Genomic DNA, 14,032 nt, shown 5'->3' with positions numbered 1-14,032 from the left:
CATGGCTAAGATTAAAAAAGGCGATCAAGTAATTGTGATCGCAGGTAAAGAAAAAGGCAAACAGGGTACTGTTCTGTCTGTTTCTAATGACCGTGTTAAGGTTGAAGGCCTTAACTTGGTGAAGAAGCATCAGAAGCCGAACCGTGCTACAGGCGCTGAAGGTAGCGTTGTAACTCAGGAAGCTTCGCTTCATATTTCAAACGTGGCAGTTTTTAATGCTACAACCCAAAAGGCTGACCGTGTTGGTTACCAAGTGATTGATGGCGTGAAAACTCGCGTATTCAAATCAAATGGTGAATCAGTGGCGGTAGCGAAGTAATAGGTTGATATAGGCCATGGCCAGACTTAAAACACGTTACAACGACGAACTTAAAGCTCAATTACAAGAAGTATTGGGTGTTAAGAATGTGATGGAGATTCCTCGCATCACTAAAATCACGATCAACATGGGTGTTGGCGCAGCTGCTGCTGACAAAAAACTCCTTGATGGTGCTCTTTCAGATATGCAAGCTATCGCTGGTCAAAAACCAGTACTTACGTTAGCTCGTAAATCAATCGCTGGTTTTAAAATCCGTGATGGTTGGCCGATCGGTTGTAAAGTTACTTTACGCGGCGAACGTATGTACGAATTCTTGGACCGTTTGATCTCGATTGCGATCCCTCGTATCCGTGACTTCCGTGGTTTCTCTGCGAAATCATTCGACGGTCGTGGTAACTACTCAATGGGTCTTAAGGAGCAAATCATGTTCCCTGAAATCGATTTTGACAAGATTGATCGTATTCGTGGTATGGATATTACCATTACTACGACTGCTCGCACCGATGACGAAGGCCGTGCGCTTATGCGTGCATTCGGCTTCCCGTTCAAATAAGAGGTCGATATGGCTAAGAAAGGTATGATTAATCGCGAATTGAAACGCGAAGCTACTGTTGCTAAATACGCTGCAAAACGTGCTGAATTAAAAGCTGTTATTGCAAACGTAAATGCATCAGACGAAGAACGTTTCGAAGCGATGATGAAATTACAAGCATTACCACGTAATGCATCTCCAGTACGTCTACGTAACCGTTGTGGTTTAACTGGTCGTCCTCATGGTTACTTCCGTAAGTTCGGTTTAAGCCGTAACAAATTACGTGAAACAGTAATGCAAGGTGATGTACCTGGCGTTGTTAAGGCAAGCTGGTAAGGAGCACTATAGATGAGTATGCAAGATACCGTTGCCGACATGCTAACACGTGTTCGTAACGCACAAATGGCAAAGAAACAAACTGTTTCTATGCCTAATTCTAAGTTGAAGGTAGCAATTGCTAACTTACTTCAACAAGAAGGTTATATTTCAAACGTAGAAGTTGCGGATGCTGAAGGCAAACCAACTCTTACTTTGACTTTAAAGTATTTCGAAGGCAAACCAGTTATCGAAACTGTGAAGCGCGTAAGCCGTCCAGGTCTACGTCAGTATCGCGGTAAAGATGCACTTCCTAGCGTTAAGCAAGGTTTAGGTATTGCAATTGTTTCTACAAGCAAAGGCATCATGACTGATCGCGCTGCACGTGCTGCAGGCGTTGGTGGTGAAGTTATTGCTTTTGTTTCTTAATAGGTGATTCCTCATGTCTCGTGTGGCTAAAGCCCCAGTAACTGTACCTAACGGTGTAACAGTTACTCAGAACGGCCGGCAGGTCGAAGTGAAAGGCACTAAAGGTACATTGTCTTTCAACCTGCATGCGCTGGTCGAGCTTAAACAGGAAGACGGTATTCTAGCTATTGCTCCAGTACAAGAGTCGAAAGACGCTTGGATGCAAGCTGGTACTGCTCGCGCTGTGCTTAACAACCTTGTAAAAGGTGTTAGCGAAGGTTTCGAACGTAAGTTACAGCTTATCGGTGTTGGTTATAAAGCTGCGGTTAAAGGTGACGTTGTTCATCTTAACCTTGGTTTCTCTCATCCGATCGATTATGCACTTCCTGCAGGTGTAACTGCTGAAACTCCAACTGCAACTGAAATCATTCTTAAATCTGCTGATAAAGCAGCTTTAGGACAGGTTGCTGCAGATATCCGTGGTTACCGTCCACCAGAGCCATATAAAGGCAAAGGTGTTCGTTATTCTGACGAAGTTGTACTTCGTAAAGAAGCTAAGAAGAAATAAGGCGCGAGGTTCTTATGAACGAAAAGAAACAATCCCGTTTGCGTCGTGCGAAAAGCACACGCTTGCACATCCGTGCATTGGGTGCGACTCGTTTGTGTGTAAACCGCACTCCGCGTCACATCTATGCTCAAGTTATCTCTGCAGATGGTGGCAAAGTATTAGCGCAAGCTTCTACTTTAGACACTACTCTACGTGCGGGTACAACTGGTAACGTTGAAGCAGCTCAAAAAGTAGGTGCTTTAATCGCAGAACGCGCTAAAGCAGCTGGTGTTACTAAAGTTGCATTTGACCGTTCTGGTTTTAAATATCATGGTCGTATCAAAGCCTTGGCTGATGCTGCTCGTGAAAACGGCTTGGAGTTCTAATCATGGCTAAAGTTGAACAAAACGAAGGTCTTGTTGAAAAGCTGGTTGCCGTTGATCGTGTAGCCAAAGTTGTTAAGGGTGGTCGTATCTTCTCTTTCACAGCATTAACTGTTGTGGGTGATGGTAATGGTCGCGTAGGTTTTGGTCGTGGTAAAGCACGTGAAGTTCCAGCTGCTATCTCTAAAGCACTTGAAGCTGCTCGTCGCAATATGATTACTGTTGACCTTGTTGATGGTACGTTACAGCACCCAATTCATGCACGTCACGGCGCTAGCCGCGTATTCATGCAGCCTGCCTCTGAAGGTACAGGTGTAATTGCTGGTGGCGCTATGCGTGCAGTTCTAGAAGCTGTAGGCGTACGTAACGTGTTGACTAAATGCCGTGGTTCTACTAACGCTGCTAACGTAGTAAACGCAACTTTCAATGGTTTGCGTGATATGACTACTCCTGAAAAGGTTGCTGCGAAACGTGGTCTTTCAGTAGAACAAATTCAAGGGTAATCAATCATGAAAACGATTAAAGTTACCCAGACTAAATCTGCATCGCACCGCTTGAAAAATCACAAGCTTAGCCTGCAAGGTTTAGGTCTGCGTCGTATTGGTCATACTGTAGAAGTGTTAGACACACCTTCTAACCGTGGTATGATCAACCAAGTCTACTATATGGTTAGTGTAGAGGAATAAGCCATGACTCTGCGTTTAAATACAATTGCACCTGCAGAAGGTGCTAAACGTGATAACCTTCGTTTAGGCCGTGGTATCGGTTCTGGCGTTGGTAAGACCGGTGGCCGTGGTGTCAAAGGTCAAAACTCACGTAAGAGCGGTGGTACTCGTCCAGGTTTCGAAGGCGGTCAAACAGCACTTTACCGTCGTTTGCCTAAATTCGGCTTCACTAGCCAATTGGCTTTGAAAACTGCTGAAGTACGTTTATCTGAGCTTGCTAAAGTTGAAGGCGACATCGTGTCTCTTGAAACTTTAAAAGCTGCGAACGTTGTACGTAAAGACATGATCCGTGCTCGTATCGTACTTTCTGGTGAAATTACTCGTGCATTCACTGTTCAAGGTGTTGCATTGACTAAAGGCGCTAAAGCTGCTGTTGAAGCTGCTGGCGGCAAAGTCGAGGAGTAATCCCCAGTGTCTATGACTCCTAGTTCTTCAGGTCATGTCAACATGATGAAAGGCCAACCATTTCATGTGAAATACCGTGAAATTATTCGTCGAATGATGTTTCTCATTGGTGCGTTGTTGGTGTTTCGACTAGGAGCGCATATTCCAGTACCAGGCATCAATAATGCTGCGTTAGAAAACTTGTTTAATGCAAACCAAGGTACCATCCTTGGTTTGTTTAACATGTTTTCTGGTGGTGCATTAGAACGAATGTCTATTCTTGCTCTCGGGATCATGCCATACATCTCTGCGTCGATTATCGTGCAGTTGATGTCAACTGTGGTTCCTTCGCTGGAAGCTTTAAAGAAAGAAGGCGAGCAAGGCAAACGTAAAATTAATCAATACACACGACAAGGTACATTATTCTTAGCGCTGGTACAGGCGATAGGTATGTGTGCAGGCCTGATCAGTCAGGGGATTACCCTGAATACTGGTTTGGCTTTTTATGTTCCTGCAGTAACCTCACTGGTTGCGGGGACCATGTTCTTGATGTGGTTGGGTGAACAGATTACCGAGCGTGGGGTGGGAAATGGTATTTCCATGATCATCTTCGCGGGTATTGTTGCCGGATTGCCTAATCTGATTATGCAATCTTTCTCCTCTGTAGATAATGGCCAGACCAGCCTGATTGGCTTGGTAATTTTTGGTTTGTTATCTCTGGGTGTTTTGGCAGCGATCGTGTTTATCGAGAAAGCGCAGCGTCGTATTCCGGTAAACTACGCTCAAAAACAACAAGGTCGTCGTGTATTTACTGCACAGCAGACACATTTGCCATTAAAAATTAATATGGCGGGTGTGATTCCGGCAATTTTTGCCAGCTCATTACTTTTGTTCCCTGCGAGCTTAGGTCAGTGGGTGGGTAGTGCAGATCCAAATGCTGGATTTATTAAGCGTAGCCTGCAAGATGTAGCATTGGTATTGTCGCCTGGTCAGCCGTTGTATTTGGTGCTCTTTGGTGCGTTAATTATCTTTTTCTGTTACTTCTATACAGCACTGGTATTTAGTCCTAAAGAAGTGTCAGAGAACTTGAAACGCAGCGGAGCTTACGTGCCTGGTATACGTCCAGGTGAGCAAACTGCTCGTTACTTAGATCATATTCTCAATCGTTTGACATTTATTGGCGCGATTTACATCGCAGTCATTTGTTTGATGCCGATGGTATTGCAAAGTTCATTTGGTATTCCATTCTATTTGGGTGGTACCTCTTTGCTGATTGTTGTGGTGGTAGTGATGGACTTTATGGCTCAGCTGCAATCACACCTCACTTCGCACCAATACGATAATCAAACGTTAATGAGAAAAACGACTGCTCATCCTAAGGGATAAGCGCACTTGAGGTTTCATCATGAAAGTACAAGCTTCTGTTAAGAAAATTTGTGGTAGCTGTAAAGTTATCCGTCGTAATGGGGTTATCCGCGTAATTTGTAGCGCAGAACCTCGTCATAAGCAGCGTCAAGGTTAATCTGATTAAGACCTGTTGATTTCTGTAGGCGAATTAGGTTATTATCCGCCCCTCAAGATTTTTGTGGGGCGGTTGATTATCTACTGCCTTTTTGGAGAAAATTGAATGGCTCGTATTGCCGGTGTAAACATTCCGGATAACAAGCACGCTGTTATCTCTCTAACGTATATCTTTGGTATTGGTCGCCATACTTCAAAAGCTATCTTAGCTGCTGCTGGTATTGCTCCAACTACTAAGATCCGTGAATTAGATGACGCTCAGCTTGATGCGATTCGTGCAGAAGTTGCTAAGGTTCCGACCGAAGGTGATTTACGTCGCGAAATTTCCATGAACATTAAACGTTTAATGGATTTAGGCTGCTACCGCGGTCTTCGTCATCGTCGCAGCTTGCCTGTCCGCGGTCAACGCACCAAAACTAACGCTCGTACCCGTAAAGGTCCGCGCAAACCTATTAAGAAATAAGATTTCTGGAAGCTAAAAGATGGCTAAAGATACTCGCGCACGCAAGAAGGTCACTCGTACCGTCTCTGAAGGTGTCGCACACATTCACGCTTCTTTTAATAACACCATTGTGACTATTACCGATCGTCAAGGTAATGCACTGGCTTGGGCCACTTCAGGTGGACAAGGCTTCCGTGGATCACGTAAATCAACTCCGTTCGCTGCTCAGGTAGCTGCTGAAGTTGCTGGTAAAGCTGCTTTAGACTACGGTTTGAAAAACTTGGACGTCCTTGTAAAAGGTCCTGGTCCTGGTCGTGAATCTGCGGTTCGTGCTTTAGGTGCAGTGGGTTATAAAATTAACAGCATTACCGATGTGACGCCAATCCCGCACAACGGTTGCCGTCCACCTAAAAAACGTCGCGTGTAAGGAGAAACATTCATGGCTCGTTATATTGGTCCAAAATGCAAACTCTCTCGTCGCGAAGGGACAGACCTGCAACTTAAATCAGGCGTTAAACCGTTTGATGTTAAGACAAAAAAACATGCGAAAGTTCCTGGCCAACACGGCGGGGCTCGTGGTGGTAAACAATCTGAGTACTCACTACAATTACGTGAAAAACAAAAAGTACGTCGCATGTACGGTGTTTTAGAGCGTCAATTTAGTAACTACTATAAAGAAGCTGCTCGTGTTAAAGGCGCAACTGGTGAAAACCTGTTGAAGCTACTTGAAAGCCGTCTTGATAACGTTGTTTATCGTATGGGTTTCGGTTCTACTCGTGCAGAAGCTCGTCAGTTAGTATCTCACCGTAGCATCACTTTGAATGGCCGTCGTGTTAACATTGCGTCTATCCAAGTTAAAGCGGGTGATGTGATCGCAGTTCACGAAGGCGCTAAGCAACAATTACGTATCAAAAACGCAATTGAGTTAGCTACTCAACGTGGCATGCCTTCTTGGATGGAAATTGACCATTCTAAATTAGAAGGTACGTTCAAAGCTGCACCGGATCGTTCTGATTTACCTGCTGAAATCAACGAAAGCTTGATTGTAGAATTGTATTCTAAATAATCCTTGAGGAAGCAATATGACGCGTACTGCAAATGAGTTTCTAACTCCGCAAGCGATCAAGGTCGAAGCGGCAAGCGGGACCTCGGCAAAAGTTATTCTAGAACCATTAGAGCGTGGCTTTGGTCATACTCTTGGTAATGCTTTACGTCGCATCCTTCTTTCTTCTCTACCTGGCGCAGCTGTGGTAGAAGTTGAGATTGAAGGGGTCGAGCACGAGTACAGTACTTTGGAAGGCTTGCAGCAGGACATCGTCGAGCTCTTGCTGAACCTAAAAGGATTGTCGATTAAGCTGTTCGATCAAAATGAAGCTTATTTAACATTAGAGAAACAAGGTGCAGGCGACGTAACTGCGGCTGACCTTCGTTTACCTCATAATGTTGAAGTGGTTAACCCTGAACATTTGATCGGTACTTTAAGTGCCTCAGGCTCATTGAAAATGCGTCTGAAAGTGGCTCAAGGTCGTGGCTACGAGACTTCTGATTCACGCTTCCCTGAAGGCGAAACTCGCCCAGTGGGTCGCTTGCAGTTAGATGCGTCTTACAGCCCAATCAAACGTGTTTCATACACCGTGGAAAACGCGCGTGTAGAACAACGTACTGACCTTGATAAACTGATCATTGATCTTGAAACTAACGGTACTGTAGATCCTGAAGAAGCGATCCGCAAAGCTGCAACTATTTTGCAGCAACAAATTGCGATCTTCGTTGACCTTCAGAAAGATCAAGCACCTGTTGCTCAAGAGCCTCGTGAAGAAGTTGACCCAATCTTGCTTCGCCCAGTAGATGATCTAGAGCTAACTGTTCGTTCTGCTAACTGTTTGAAAGCAGAAAACATTTACTACATTGGTGATCTTGTACAGCGTACCGAAGTTGAGTTGCTTAAAACTCCTAACTTGGGTAAAAAATCGCTTACTGAGATCAAAGATGTTCTGGCTTCTAAAGGCTTACAACTCGGCATGCGTTTAGAGAACTGGCCACCGGCTAGTCTCCGTATGGACGATCGTTTCGCCTATCGTAGCCGTTAATTAAGTAGGACTATCACCATGCGTCATCGTAATAGTGGTGTGAAATTAGGCCGTACAAGCAGTCATCGTAAAGCGATGTTCCAAAACATGGCTAACTCTTTGTTCGAGCACGAGTTGATCAAAACAACTGTGCCTAAAGCAAAAGAGTTACGTCGTGTAGCTGAGCCTTTAATCACTTTAGCTAAAAACGATACAGTAGCAAACCGTCGTTTGGCGTTTGCTCGTACTCGTTCAGCAGCAACTGTTGGTAAATTATTTACCGTTCTTGGCCCTCGTTACAAAGAGCGTAACGGCGGTTATCTACGTGTTCTTAAAGCGGGCTTCCGTGCAGGTGATGCTGCACCGATGGCTTACGTTGAGCTAGTAGATCGCGAAGTTAACTAATTTCGTGAAGAATAACGCAAGTTGTTCGAAAAGGTCGGTTGAATAAACCGGCCTTTTTTAATGCCTGTATATTTTAATTTAAAGTGATTGAGTTTCAGATAACTGATCTGGCCTCAAAAGATAAAAAAATAGTGGCTTTTTAATGAACTTGACATTGTGTATTGTCAGTTTTGTGATTTAATAAAAACAGATAGCATCGCTTAGGTAAAAGAACAAGATGGAAAAGCAGGTAGATATTTTAATCGTGGGTGCGGGGATCTCGGGGATTGGTCTGGCAGCGCATCTTTCTAAACATTGTCCGCAACGCTCTTTTGAGATTATTGAACGCCGTGAAAGTATTGGTGGAACTTGGGACCTGTTTAAATATCCGGGAATCCGTTCTGATTCGGATATGTCGACTTTTGGTTTTAATTTCAAACCCTGGAAGAAAGAAAGCGTGCTTGCCGATGGCGCATCCATCAAAAATTATCTGACTGAAGTGGTGGATGAGTTTAAGCTACAGCCGAAAATCCATTTTCAGCATCGGGTCTTAAGTGCCAATTATGATTCTACAACCTGCAAATGGTCAGTAGAGATCGAGGATGCACACGGTAAGAAGCAGATCTGGATCGCCAACTTTGTACTCGGTTGTACCGGTTATTATAATTATGATCAGGGTTTTCAGCCGGAGTTTCCAAATCAAGATGCATTCAAAGGTAAATTTATTCATCCGCAACATTGGCCGGAAAATTTAAACTATAAAGGCAAAAAAGTGGTCATCATTGGCAGTGGTGCGACCGCGATTACCTTGGTTCCTGCGATGGTGAAAGGTGGAGCAGGGCATGTCACCATGTTGCAACGTTCCCCAACTTATATTGCTTCTGTACCCTCGGTCGATTTTATTTATTCAAAAATGCGTAAATATCTGCCCGAGGAGGTCGCTTACAAGCTGACACGTGCGCGTAATATCGGCATGCAGCGCGGGATTTATGCTTTGGCACAGAAACAGCCAAAATTATTAAAATCGCTTTTGCTTAAATCGGTGCAACTTCAGCTAAAAGGTAAAGTGGACATGAAGCACTTTACCCCGAATTATGAACCTTGGGATCAGCGTCTGTGTGTGGTGCCAGATGGGGATCTGTTTAAAATTTTACGTGAAGGGCAGGCATCAGTTGCAACGGATCAGATAGAAACCTTTACCGAAACGGGAATTCAGCTGAAATCAGGTCAACATCTGGATGCTGATATTATCGTCTCTGCCACCGGTCTGAATATTCAAATTCTTGGCGGGATTCAGGCGACGATGGATGGTCAGCCTATCGATACCTCACAGCATATGTTGTATAGAGGCATCATGGTCAGTGATATACCGAATATGGCGCTGATTATTGGCTATATCAATGCCTCCTGGACGCTTAAAGTCGACATTGCAGCTGAGTATATTTGCCGTCTGCTGAACTATATGGATCAGCAAGGTTATGCGCAGGTGATTGCTCAGGGAGATCAGAGTGAATTGCTTCAGGATACCGTCATGGGTAGTCTTAGTTCGGGTTATATTGCCCGAGCTGCAGACGTGATGCCAAAGCAGGGTAAACATGCTCCATGGAAAGTCAGCAATAATTATCTGGCAGACCGCAAGGAACTCAAGCAGGCTTCGTTTGAAGATGGGGTGCTGAAATTTAGAAAAAACAGCAATGCTTTAAAGCATAAACCGCGTTTGGTCTCTTAAATTTATATTTTTGCATACAGAAAAAGGAGTCCTGAGAGACTCCTTTTTTATGCATCCATTTTAAATTGAACGGGCGATGAGTTCTTTCATAATTTCATTGGTACCCGCATAAATCCGGTTGGCACGGTTGTCGATATAAGCCCGGGCAATTGGATATTCCAGCATATAACCATAACCACCATGCAGTTGCAGACATTCATCTACGACTTTGCTGTACATTTCTGAAATCTTGTATTTGGCCGCAGCAGCGGCATCTACGCCTAATTCGTGCTTGAGTTGCAGCTGCATACAGCGATCCAGATAAGCGCGGCACACATCGATCTCGGTACGTAGTTCTGCCAGTTTAAAGCGGGTATTTTGAAAATGGCTGATGCTCTTGCCAAAAGCCTGACGTTCCTTGGTATATTTTACTGTGTGGGCAAAAGCGGCTTCAGCACCTGCCTGACAGATAATCGCTACAATCAGGCGTTCCCAAGCTAGTTCTTTCATTAGCATCATGAAACCCATGCCTTCCGGACCGAGCAGGTTTTCTTTCGGAACCCGAACATTGTCAAAGAACAGTTCACAGGTATCTTGACCTTTCATGCCAATTTTATTCAGCGGCTTGCCTTTACTAAATCCAGCTTGGTCGGCTTCGACTATAATCAATGACAGATTGGCCGAACCTTTGTCATTATTGCCCGTTTTACATACCACAATCGTCATATCGCAAAGATAGCCATTGGTAATAAAAATCTTGGAACCATTAATCACATAGTCGTCGCCATCCAATACAGCAGATGTCCGCACTGCTTGCAGGTCAGAGCCAGTTCCCGGTTCGGTCATGGCGATTGCGGTGACGACCTCTCCAGACGCCATTTTCGGCAGCCATTGCTGTTTTTGAGCTTCACTGCCAAAGTTCAGCAGATAATTGGCGACGATATCCGAATGTAGCGAAAACCCAGTCGCTGAATCTCCGGCATAGGCCTGTTCCTCAATCAAAATCATGCTATACAACCGGTTTACGCCAGAGCCGCCATATTCCTCAGGCATGGTAGCGCAGAGCAATCCAAGCTCACCGGCTTTATTCCACAGCTCTCGATCTACATGCTGCTGGCTTTCATAACGCTCGGTATGTGGAATGACTTCTTTCTCATAAAATTTACGTACCGTCTCGCGAAAAGCCTCATGTTCGGCAGTAAAGAGTTGGCGCGGCAGCATCGGAGCGAGTGGGCGAATGGCTGCAGATTGCATCTTGTTATTCCTTATTTTGATCTGTTTGGTTTAACTTAGGCCATGCCAAGATCAGCAGCAATGAGCGGAATGTTCAAATGACTTCAATCTGCTGATGCTTTTGGTCATTTCTATGAAATCCCTCGAAATTCAGCCAGCGCTTCAGGTAAACTATTCGGGTTTATAACGAGTTGGGGAAATTCGATGACTGATGACATCAGCTTAGAAGAGCGCAAAGTGATTTATCGTGCGCGTCGTGGTCTAAAAGAACTGGATGTATATTTTGATCCCTACGTAAAAAACCATTACCTGAATGCTGAGCCTTTCGAAAAACAGATGTTTGCAGAGCTGGTTGAGCAGGAAGACCCGGATTTGCTGGACTGGTTTATGGAAGTGTCTGAGCCGCCGCGTCCTGAACTAAAAGATTTTATCAAGAAGCTTAAATTTTACGTTCATGGATAATCGTTGCTTTAAGCTGAAACGCAGTCTCTGTGCATTGGCGTTTCAGCTTTTTATTTTTGCACTGCTGATGTATCTGTTGTATCAGTTATTGCCGATTGCACTTTGGGCAGTGTGCGCTGTCATAGGCTTGGTGATTTATCAGCTGTTTTACCGCAAGACACCACAGATTGAGCAGTTTGAATATCTGGATGGACGTGAATGGTCATTGACTACCAAAGCACGACCGACCCGTCGGGTATGTATTAGTCACGTAATTGATCATCAGGCGTATATTGTGGTGTATTTTCAGCATGCCAAGGCGCGACCTTTATTGATCTGGTGTGATCAATTGCCCTTCAAACAATGGAAATCCTTAAAATTATTGACTAAATTAATTTAGTTGTAAAACAAACGCATTTTAATGATTTAATTAAAATGCTAATAAAACAAATATTTAGACCAAATTCCTATTTTTATTGTCAGACAGAAATCAAGGTTAATCCATGACTTAGAGAAATTGTCTGACAATTTATTCCCTATGTTTTATTTTTAGCCTGTACATTTAACTCCCCAACAGCAACTACGGGAGACCTTAATGGAATTTCCAGTATGGATGTTTCTGATCGTAGCGATTGTTTTAACGCTGGTGATCGGACGACTCGGGACAGTGTTGAAGGATAAATTTTCATCTTAATCAAGCAGGGTTTATTATTTTTCTGCTTGTACAGTTAATAAGTAGCATGTGCTGAACCGTCGCAATGCTACTTTTTTTTGCCCAAAATTTGGTATTCTTCTAAATACAGTCAATTGCAGCGCGGCTATTTAATGGCAAAGTGTCTCGTCTAAATTAGAGTAAATACTCTTTTATTCACAAAATGCTTCTGATATCTTTAGCAGAAAGATGGACATAATCACAATTATAGAGGACAGGAAAATGTCAGACGTCCGTAAAATATGCCAAGGTATGGCGACCATTGCAATAACAACAACAGTTTTGACGGGGTGTTCTCAGGTCATTAAAACCGGTGCCAATGTTGCACTGGGTTTCACCGAAAACCATATTGTACCGCCGATTTTAGCGATGGATGATGCTGAAATGGTGTGTAATTCAGGGAATTCTTTAACGCCGGCCATTATGGCGACCAAAGAAATGGGGGCGGATCCAACACGGGTGGCCGTGCTGATGTATTCGGCTGCCGGTATTTGTGCCGAGCAAAAAGCGCTGGAAGCCGAGTTACGCTATTTACGTGCTTCAAAAACCAATCAGGTGGCAGAAGCTCAAGATGCCCGAATCGAGCAGAAGCGCTGGGCGGCACTGGCAGCACAGCGTCAATATACCGGTTATCAACTGTTCCAGAGCCGTTATGAAAAGAAATACCAAAAAGCCCTGGGTGAAGAATGCCCACGCATGAACAGTGATATCGAGCAAACGGTTTATCTGTTGGGTATGCTCAGTGGCTTGCAGGCCATGACCAATGATATTAACTCGGGTGGTGCAGTGCATGTACCGAAAGATATTGCTGCCGTGGTCGAGCGTGGCATGGTGTGTCTGGATAACGCGAAATTCTGGGGTGCGCCGAATGCCACCCGTGCGGTGATCTGGACTTTGTTGCCAGGCGCAGGGGAAGGCAAGCCTGACCCTTACCAAACATTAAAACAATCTACACAAATTGGTGAGCAAAAAGGTGTACGTTTATCTCATGCCTTGTATGCCGTAGCGGCTCAGGCCAGTGGCGATGATGCCAAAGTTCGGGATGCCTTGAAAACCTTTGCTCAGGCCCGTACGGAGGAAAAACCGGTAAATCCGCAATTCAAGCTGATTGACAGCATGGCCGCGATTATGGTCAGTGGCATATCAGATCGTTACTGGACAGAAAATACTGGTATACGTAGTGGCGATGATGGCATGCAACGTTTCTGGGATGAATCCGACAGTTCTTCCGAGCTCGATGATCTGTTCAGTGCGGATCTGTAATGCAGATACTATGCATGAAGCTTCAGGGATGAAGTCAAATTAGATGGTCAGGGAGGACAACAGGCCGATGCTAGATCAACATTTTCGACGAAAAATTATTTTTCTAGCGGCTTTTGTCTCTCTCTCTGCATGTCTGCAAATTTTTCAGGATCATTTTATCTACTGGCAAGAGAGTCTGCTGGGTGAATTCTGGCGACTCTGGACAGCGCACTGGGTACATGTGAGCTGGATTCATTACTTTCTAAACATTCTCGCCTTTATCTGTTTACCTTTCATTTTTCCACGCGCTACCGTCTGGCATTTCTGTGCCATTTTGCTGATCTTGCCACCGTTGATCAGTTTAAGCTTTTATTTTTTCTTACCCAATATTGAAGCCTATGCTGGCCTGTCGGGCGTGCTGCATGGTGCCTATGTCGCCGTAGCCTGTGTACATTTGCTGTATAAGCGGGAACGCGGCTTTGCGGCGCTGGTATTATTTTTGATTTTTGCCAAACTGGTCTGGGAAAACACCATTGGCAATGTCGGAATGGCGCAGCTGATCGGTAGTCCGGTTTTGGTTGAGGCACATTTACTTGGGGTGATTTGGGGCGTGATTCTGGCGCTGATCTATATTGTGAGCAATTATTTTCGGGATAATTAAAGTGCA

22 protein-coding genes are annotated in these 14,032 nt (G+C 44.5%); 21 read left to right on the top strand and 1 reads right to left on the bottom strand.

The window, feature by feature from the left end; translation table 11 throughout:
- Nucleotide 1 precedes the first annotated feature (1 nt).
- The 17 genes from rplX to AC13CK_RS06800 all read left to right on the top strand — a co-directional run bounded on the left by rplX (nucleotide 2) and on the right by AC13CK_RS06800 (nucleotide 9,758).
- Nucleotides 2–319: a 50S ribosomal protein L24 gene (gene rplX / locus AC13CK_RS06880; RefSeq protein ID WP_004281502.1), complete on the top strand. Its 318-nt coding sequence runs from the start codon at nucleotides 2–4 to the stop codon at nucleotides 317–319.
- Nucleotides 320–335: 16 nt separating this feature from the next.
- Nucleotides 336–872, top strand: a complete 537-nt coding sequence (rplE, locus tag AC13CK_RS06875) for a 50S ribosomal protein L5 (RefSeq protein ID WP_004645057.1) — start codon at nucleotides 336–338, stop codon at nucleotides 870–872.
- Nucleotides 873–881: 9 nt separating this feature from the next.
- Nucleotides 882–1,187, top strand: coding sequence for a 30S ribosomal protein S14 (gene rpsN, locus AC13CK_RS06870; protein ID WP_004732275.1), 306 nt, complete (start codon nucleotides 882–884; stop codon nucleotides 1,185–1,187).
- A gap of 12 nt (nucleotides 1,188–1,199) precedes the next feature.
- Complete coding sequence (gene rpsH, locus AC13CK_RS06865) at nucleotides 1,200–1,595, top strand: 30S ribosomal protein S8 (protein ID WP_004281499.1); 396 nt, start codon at nucleotides 1,200–1,202, stop codon at nucleotides 1,593–1,595.
- A gap of 13 nt (nucleotides 1,596–1,608) precedes the next feature.
- Nucleotides 1,609–2,142, top strand: coding sequence for a 50S ribosomal protein L6 (gene rplF / locus AC13CK_RS06860; RefSeq protein WP_004645059.1), 534 nt, complete (start codon nucleotides 1,609–1,611; stop codon nucleotides 2,140–2,142).
- A 14-nt stretch (nucleotides 2,143–2,156) separates the two neighbouring features.
- A complete protein-coding gene (gene rplR, locus AC13CK_RS06855; RefSeq protein WP_005101200.1) occupies nucleotides 2,157–2,507 on the top strand; it encodes a 50S ribosomal protein L18 in 351 nt (116 codons plus the stop codon).
- 2 nt (nucleotides 2,508–2,509) lie between these two features.
- A complete protein-coding gene (rpsE, locus tag AC13CK_RS06850; protein ID WP_004281496.1) occupies nucleotides 2,510–3,007 on the top strand; it encodes a 30S ribosomal protein S5 in 498 nt (165 codons plus the stop codon).
- 6 nt (nucleotides 3,008–3,013) lie between these two features.
- Nucleotides 3,014–3,190: a 50S ribosomal protein L30 gene (rpmD, locus tag AC13CK_RS06845; protein WP_004281495.1), complete on the top strand. Its 177-nt coding sequence runs from the start codon at nucleotides 3,014–3,016 to the stop codon at nucleotides 3,188–3,190.
- A gap of 3 nt (nucleotides 3,191–3,193) precedes the next feature.
- Nucleotides 3,194–3,634 carry a 50S ribosomal protein L15 gene (gene rplO / locus AC13CK_RS06840; protein ID WP_004281494.1) on the top strand — a complete coding sequence of 147 codons (441 nt, stop codon included), beginning with the start codon at nucleotides 3,194–3,196 and terminating at the stop codon, nucleotides 3,632–3,634.
- A gap of 45 nt (nucleotides 3,635–3,679) precedes the next feature.
- Nucleotides 3,680–4,999, top strand: coding sequence for a preprotein translocase subunit SecY (gene secY / locus AC13CK_RS06835; RefSeq protein WP_171054339.1), 1,320 nt, complete (start codon nucleotides 3,680–3,682; stop codon nucleotides 4,997–4,999).
- Between the two features lie 19 nt (nucleotides 5,000–5,018).
- The gene (gene rpmJ / locus AC13CK_RS06830) at nucleotides 5,019–5,135 is read left to right on the top strand and encodes a 50S ribosomal protein L36 (RefSeq protein ID WP_000867907.1); all 117 of its coding nucleotides are present in this window, start codon (nucleotides 5,019–5,021) and stop codon (nucleotides 5,133–5,135) included.
- Between the two features lie 105 nt (nucleotides 5,136–5,240).
- Entirely contained in the window at nucleotides 5,241–5,597 is a 357-nt protein-coding gene (gene rpsM, locus AC13CK_RS06825; RefSeq protein ID WP_004281492.1) for a 30S ribosomal protein S13, read from the top strand.
- A 19-nt stretch (nucleotides 5,598–5,616) separates the two neighbouring features.
- Entirely contained in the window at nucleotides 5,617–6,003 is a 387-nt protein-coding gene (rpsK, locus tag AC13CK_RS06820; RefSeq protein ID WP_004281491.1) for a 30S ribosomal protein S11, read from the top strand.
- 12 nt (nucleotides 6,004–6,015) lie between these two features.
- Nucleotides 6,016–6,642 (top strand): 30S ribosomal protein S4, encoded by a 627-nt coding sequence (gene rpsD / locus AC13CK_RS06815; RefSeq protein ID WP_004281490.1) that lies wholly within the window; start codon nucleotides 6,016–6,018, stop codon nucleotides 6,640–6,642.
- Between the two features lie 16 nt (nucleotides 6,643–6,658).
- Nucleotides 6,659–7,666 carry a DNA-directed RNA polymerase subunit alpha gene (locus AC13CK_RS06810; RefSeq protein ID WP_004281489.1) on the top strand — a complete coding sequence of 336 codons (1,008 nt, stop codon included), beginning with the start codon at nucleotides 6,659–6,661 and terminating at the stop codon, nucleotides 7,664–7,666.
- An 18-nt stretch (nucleotides 7,667–7,684) separates the two neighbouring features.
- A complete protein-coding gene (gene rplQ / locus AC13CK_RS06805) occupies nucleotides 7,685–8,050 on the top strand; it encodes a 50S ribosomal protein L17 (RefSeq protein ID WP_004281488.1) in 366 nt (121 codons plus the stop codon).
- 217 nt (nucleotides 8,051–8,267) lie between these two features.
- Entirely contained in the window at nucleotides 8,268–9,758 is a 1,491-nt protein-coding gene (locus AC13CK_RS06800) for a flavin-containing monooxygenase (protein ID WP_253137920.1), read from the top strand.
- A gap of 60 nt (nucleotides 9,759–9,818) precedes the next feature.
- On the opposite strand, the gene AC13CK_RS06795 is transcribed toward AC13CK_RS06800, so the two are convergent.
- Nucleotides 9,819–10,991, bottom strand: coding sequence for an acyl-CoA dehydrogenase family protein (locus AC13CK_RS06795; protein ID WP_425879500.1), 1,173 nt, complete (start codon nucleotides 10,989–10,991; stop codon nucleotides 9,819–9,821).
- A 183-nt stretch (nucleotides 10,992–11,174) separates the two neighbouring features.
- On the opposite strand from AC13CK_RS06795, the gene AC13CK_RS06790 reads away from it, so the two are divergent.
- From AC13CK_RS06790 to rrtA, 4 genes are all read left to right on the top strand, one after another.
- Entirely contained in the window at nucleotides 11,175–11,432 is a 258-nt protein-coding gene (locus AC13CK_RS06790) for an FAD assembly factor SdhE (protein ID WP_004281484.1), read from the top strand.
- Complete coding sequence (locus AC13CK_RS06785; RefSeq protein ID WP_004281482.1) at nucleotides 11,425–11,811, top strand: hypothetical protein; 387 nt, start codon at nucleotides 11,425–11,427, stop codon at nucleotides 11,809–11,811. The genes AC13CK_RS06790 and AC13CK_RS06785 overlap by 8 nt, the downstream gene beginning before the upstream one ends.
- A 534-nt stretch (nucleotides 11,812–12,345) precedes the next feature.
- On the top strand, nucleotides 12,346–13,386 hold the full coding sequence (locus AC13CK_RS06780; protein WP_004281480.1) for a hypothetical protein: 1,041 nt from the start codon (nucleotides 12,346–12,348) through the stop codon (nucleotides 13,384–13,386).
- Between the two features lie 67 nt (nucleotides 13,387–13,453).
- Nucleotides 13,454–14,026, top strand: coding sequence for a rhombosortase (gene rrtA, locus AC13CK_RS06775; RefSeq protein ID WP_005263745.1), 573 nt, complete (start codon nucleotides 13,454–13,456; stop codon nucleotides 14,024–14,026).
- The last annotated feature ends 6 nt before the right edge of the window (nucleotides 14,027–14,032 follow it).

It is taken from the genome of Acinetobacter sp. L-24 (genome assembly GCF_056857555.1).
The sequence above is the reverse complement of the archived record's forward strand: the minus strand, read 5'-3'. Positions and strand labels throughout refer to the sequence as shown.

Bases quoted from the DNA above. Each gene is read 5' to 3' on its own strand.
- AC13CK_RS06780 (WP_004281480.1), top strand. From the start codon at position 12,346: ATGTCAGACGTCCGTAAAATATGCCAAGGTATGGCGACCATTGCAATA.
- AC13CK_RS06795 (WP_425879500.1), bottom strand. From the start codon at position 10,991: ATGCAATCTGCAGCCATTCGCCCACTCGCTCCGATGCTGCCGCGCCAA.
- rpmD (WP_004281495.1), top strand. From the start codon at position 3,014: ATGAAAACGATTAAAGTTACCCAGACTAAATCTGCATCGCACCGCTTG.
- rpsH (WP_004281499.1), top strand. From the start codon at position 1,200: ATGAGTATGCAAGATACCGTTGCCGACATGCTAACACGTGTTCGTAAC.
- rpsD (WP_004281490.1), top strand. From the start codon at position 6,016: ATGGCTCGTTATATTGGTCCAAAATGCAAACTCTCTCGTCGCGAAGGG.
- rrtA (WP_005263745.1), top strand. From the start codon at position 13,454: ATGCTAGATCAACATTTTCGACGAAAAATTATTTTTCTAGCGGCTTTT.
- rplX (WP_004281502.1), top strand. From the start codon at position 2: ATGGCTAAGATTAAAAAAGGCGATCAAGTAATTGTGATCGCAGGTAAA.
- rpsM (WP_004281492.1), top strand. From the start codon at position 5,241: ATGGCTCGTATTGCCGGTGTAAACATTCCGGATAACAAGCACGCTGTT.
- rpsE (WP_004281496.1), top strand. From the start codon at position 2,510: ATGGCTAAAGTTGAACAAAACGAAGGTCTTGTTGAAAAGCTGGTTGCC.
- AC13CK_RS06800 (WP_253137920.1), top strand. From the start codon at position 8,268: ATGGAAAAGCAGGTAGATATTTTAATCGTGGGTGCGGGGATCTCGGGG.
- rpsK (WP_004281491.1), top strand. From the start codon at position 5,617: ATGGCTAAAGATACTCGCGCACGCAAGAAGGTCACTCGTACCGTCTCT.
- secY (WP_171054339.1), top strand. From the start codon at position 3,680: ATGAAAGGCCAACCATTTCATGTGAAATACCGTGAAATTATTCGTCGA.
- AC13CK_RS06810 (WP_004281489.1), top strand. From the start codon at position 6,659: ATGACGCGTACTGCAAATGAGTTTCTAACTCCGCAAGCGATCAAGGTC.
- rpsN (WP_004732275.1), top strand. From the start codon at position 882: ATGGCTAAGAAAGGTATGATTAATCGCGAATTGAAACGCGAAGCTACT.
- rplO (WP_004281494.1), top strand. From the start codon at position 3,194: ATGACTCTGCGTTTAAATACAATTGCACCTGCAGAAGGTGCTAAACGT.
- rpmJ (WP_000867907.1), top strand. From the start codon at position 5,019: ATGAAAGTACAAGCTTCTGTTAAGAAAATTTGTGGTAGCTGTAAAGTT.
- AC13CK_RS06790 (WP_004281484.1), top strand. From the start codon at position 11,175: ATGACTGATGACATCAGCTTAGAAGAGCGCAAAGTGATTTATCGTGCG.
- AC13CK_RS06785 (WP_004281482.1), top strand. From the start codon at position 11,425: ATGGATAATCGTTGCTTTAAGCTGAAACGCAGTCTCTGTGCATTGGCG.
- rplQ (WP_004281488.1), top strand. From the start codon at position 7,685: ATGCGTCATCGTAATAGTGGTGTGAAATTAGGCCGTACAAGCAGTCAT.
- rplE (WP_004645057.1), top strand. From the start codon at position 336: ATGGCCAGACTTAAAACACGTTACAACGACGAACTTAAAGCTCAATTA.
- rplF (WP_004645059.1), top strand. From the start codon at position 1,609: ATGTCTCGTGTGGCTAAAGCCCCAGTAACTGTACCTAACGGTGTAACA.
- rplR (WP_005101200.1), top strand. From the start codon at position 2,157: ATGAACGAAAAGAAACAATCCCGTTTGCGTCGTGCGAAAAGCACACGC.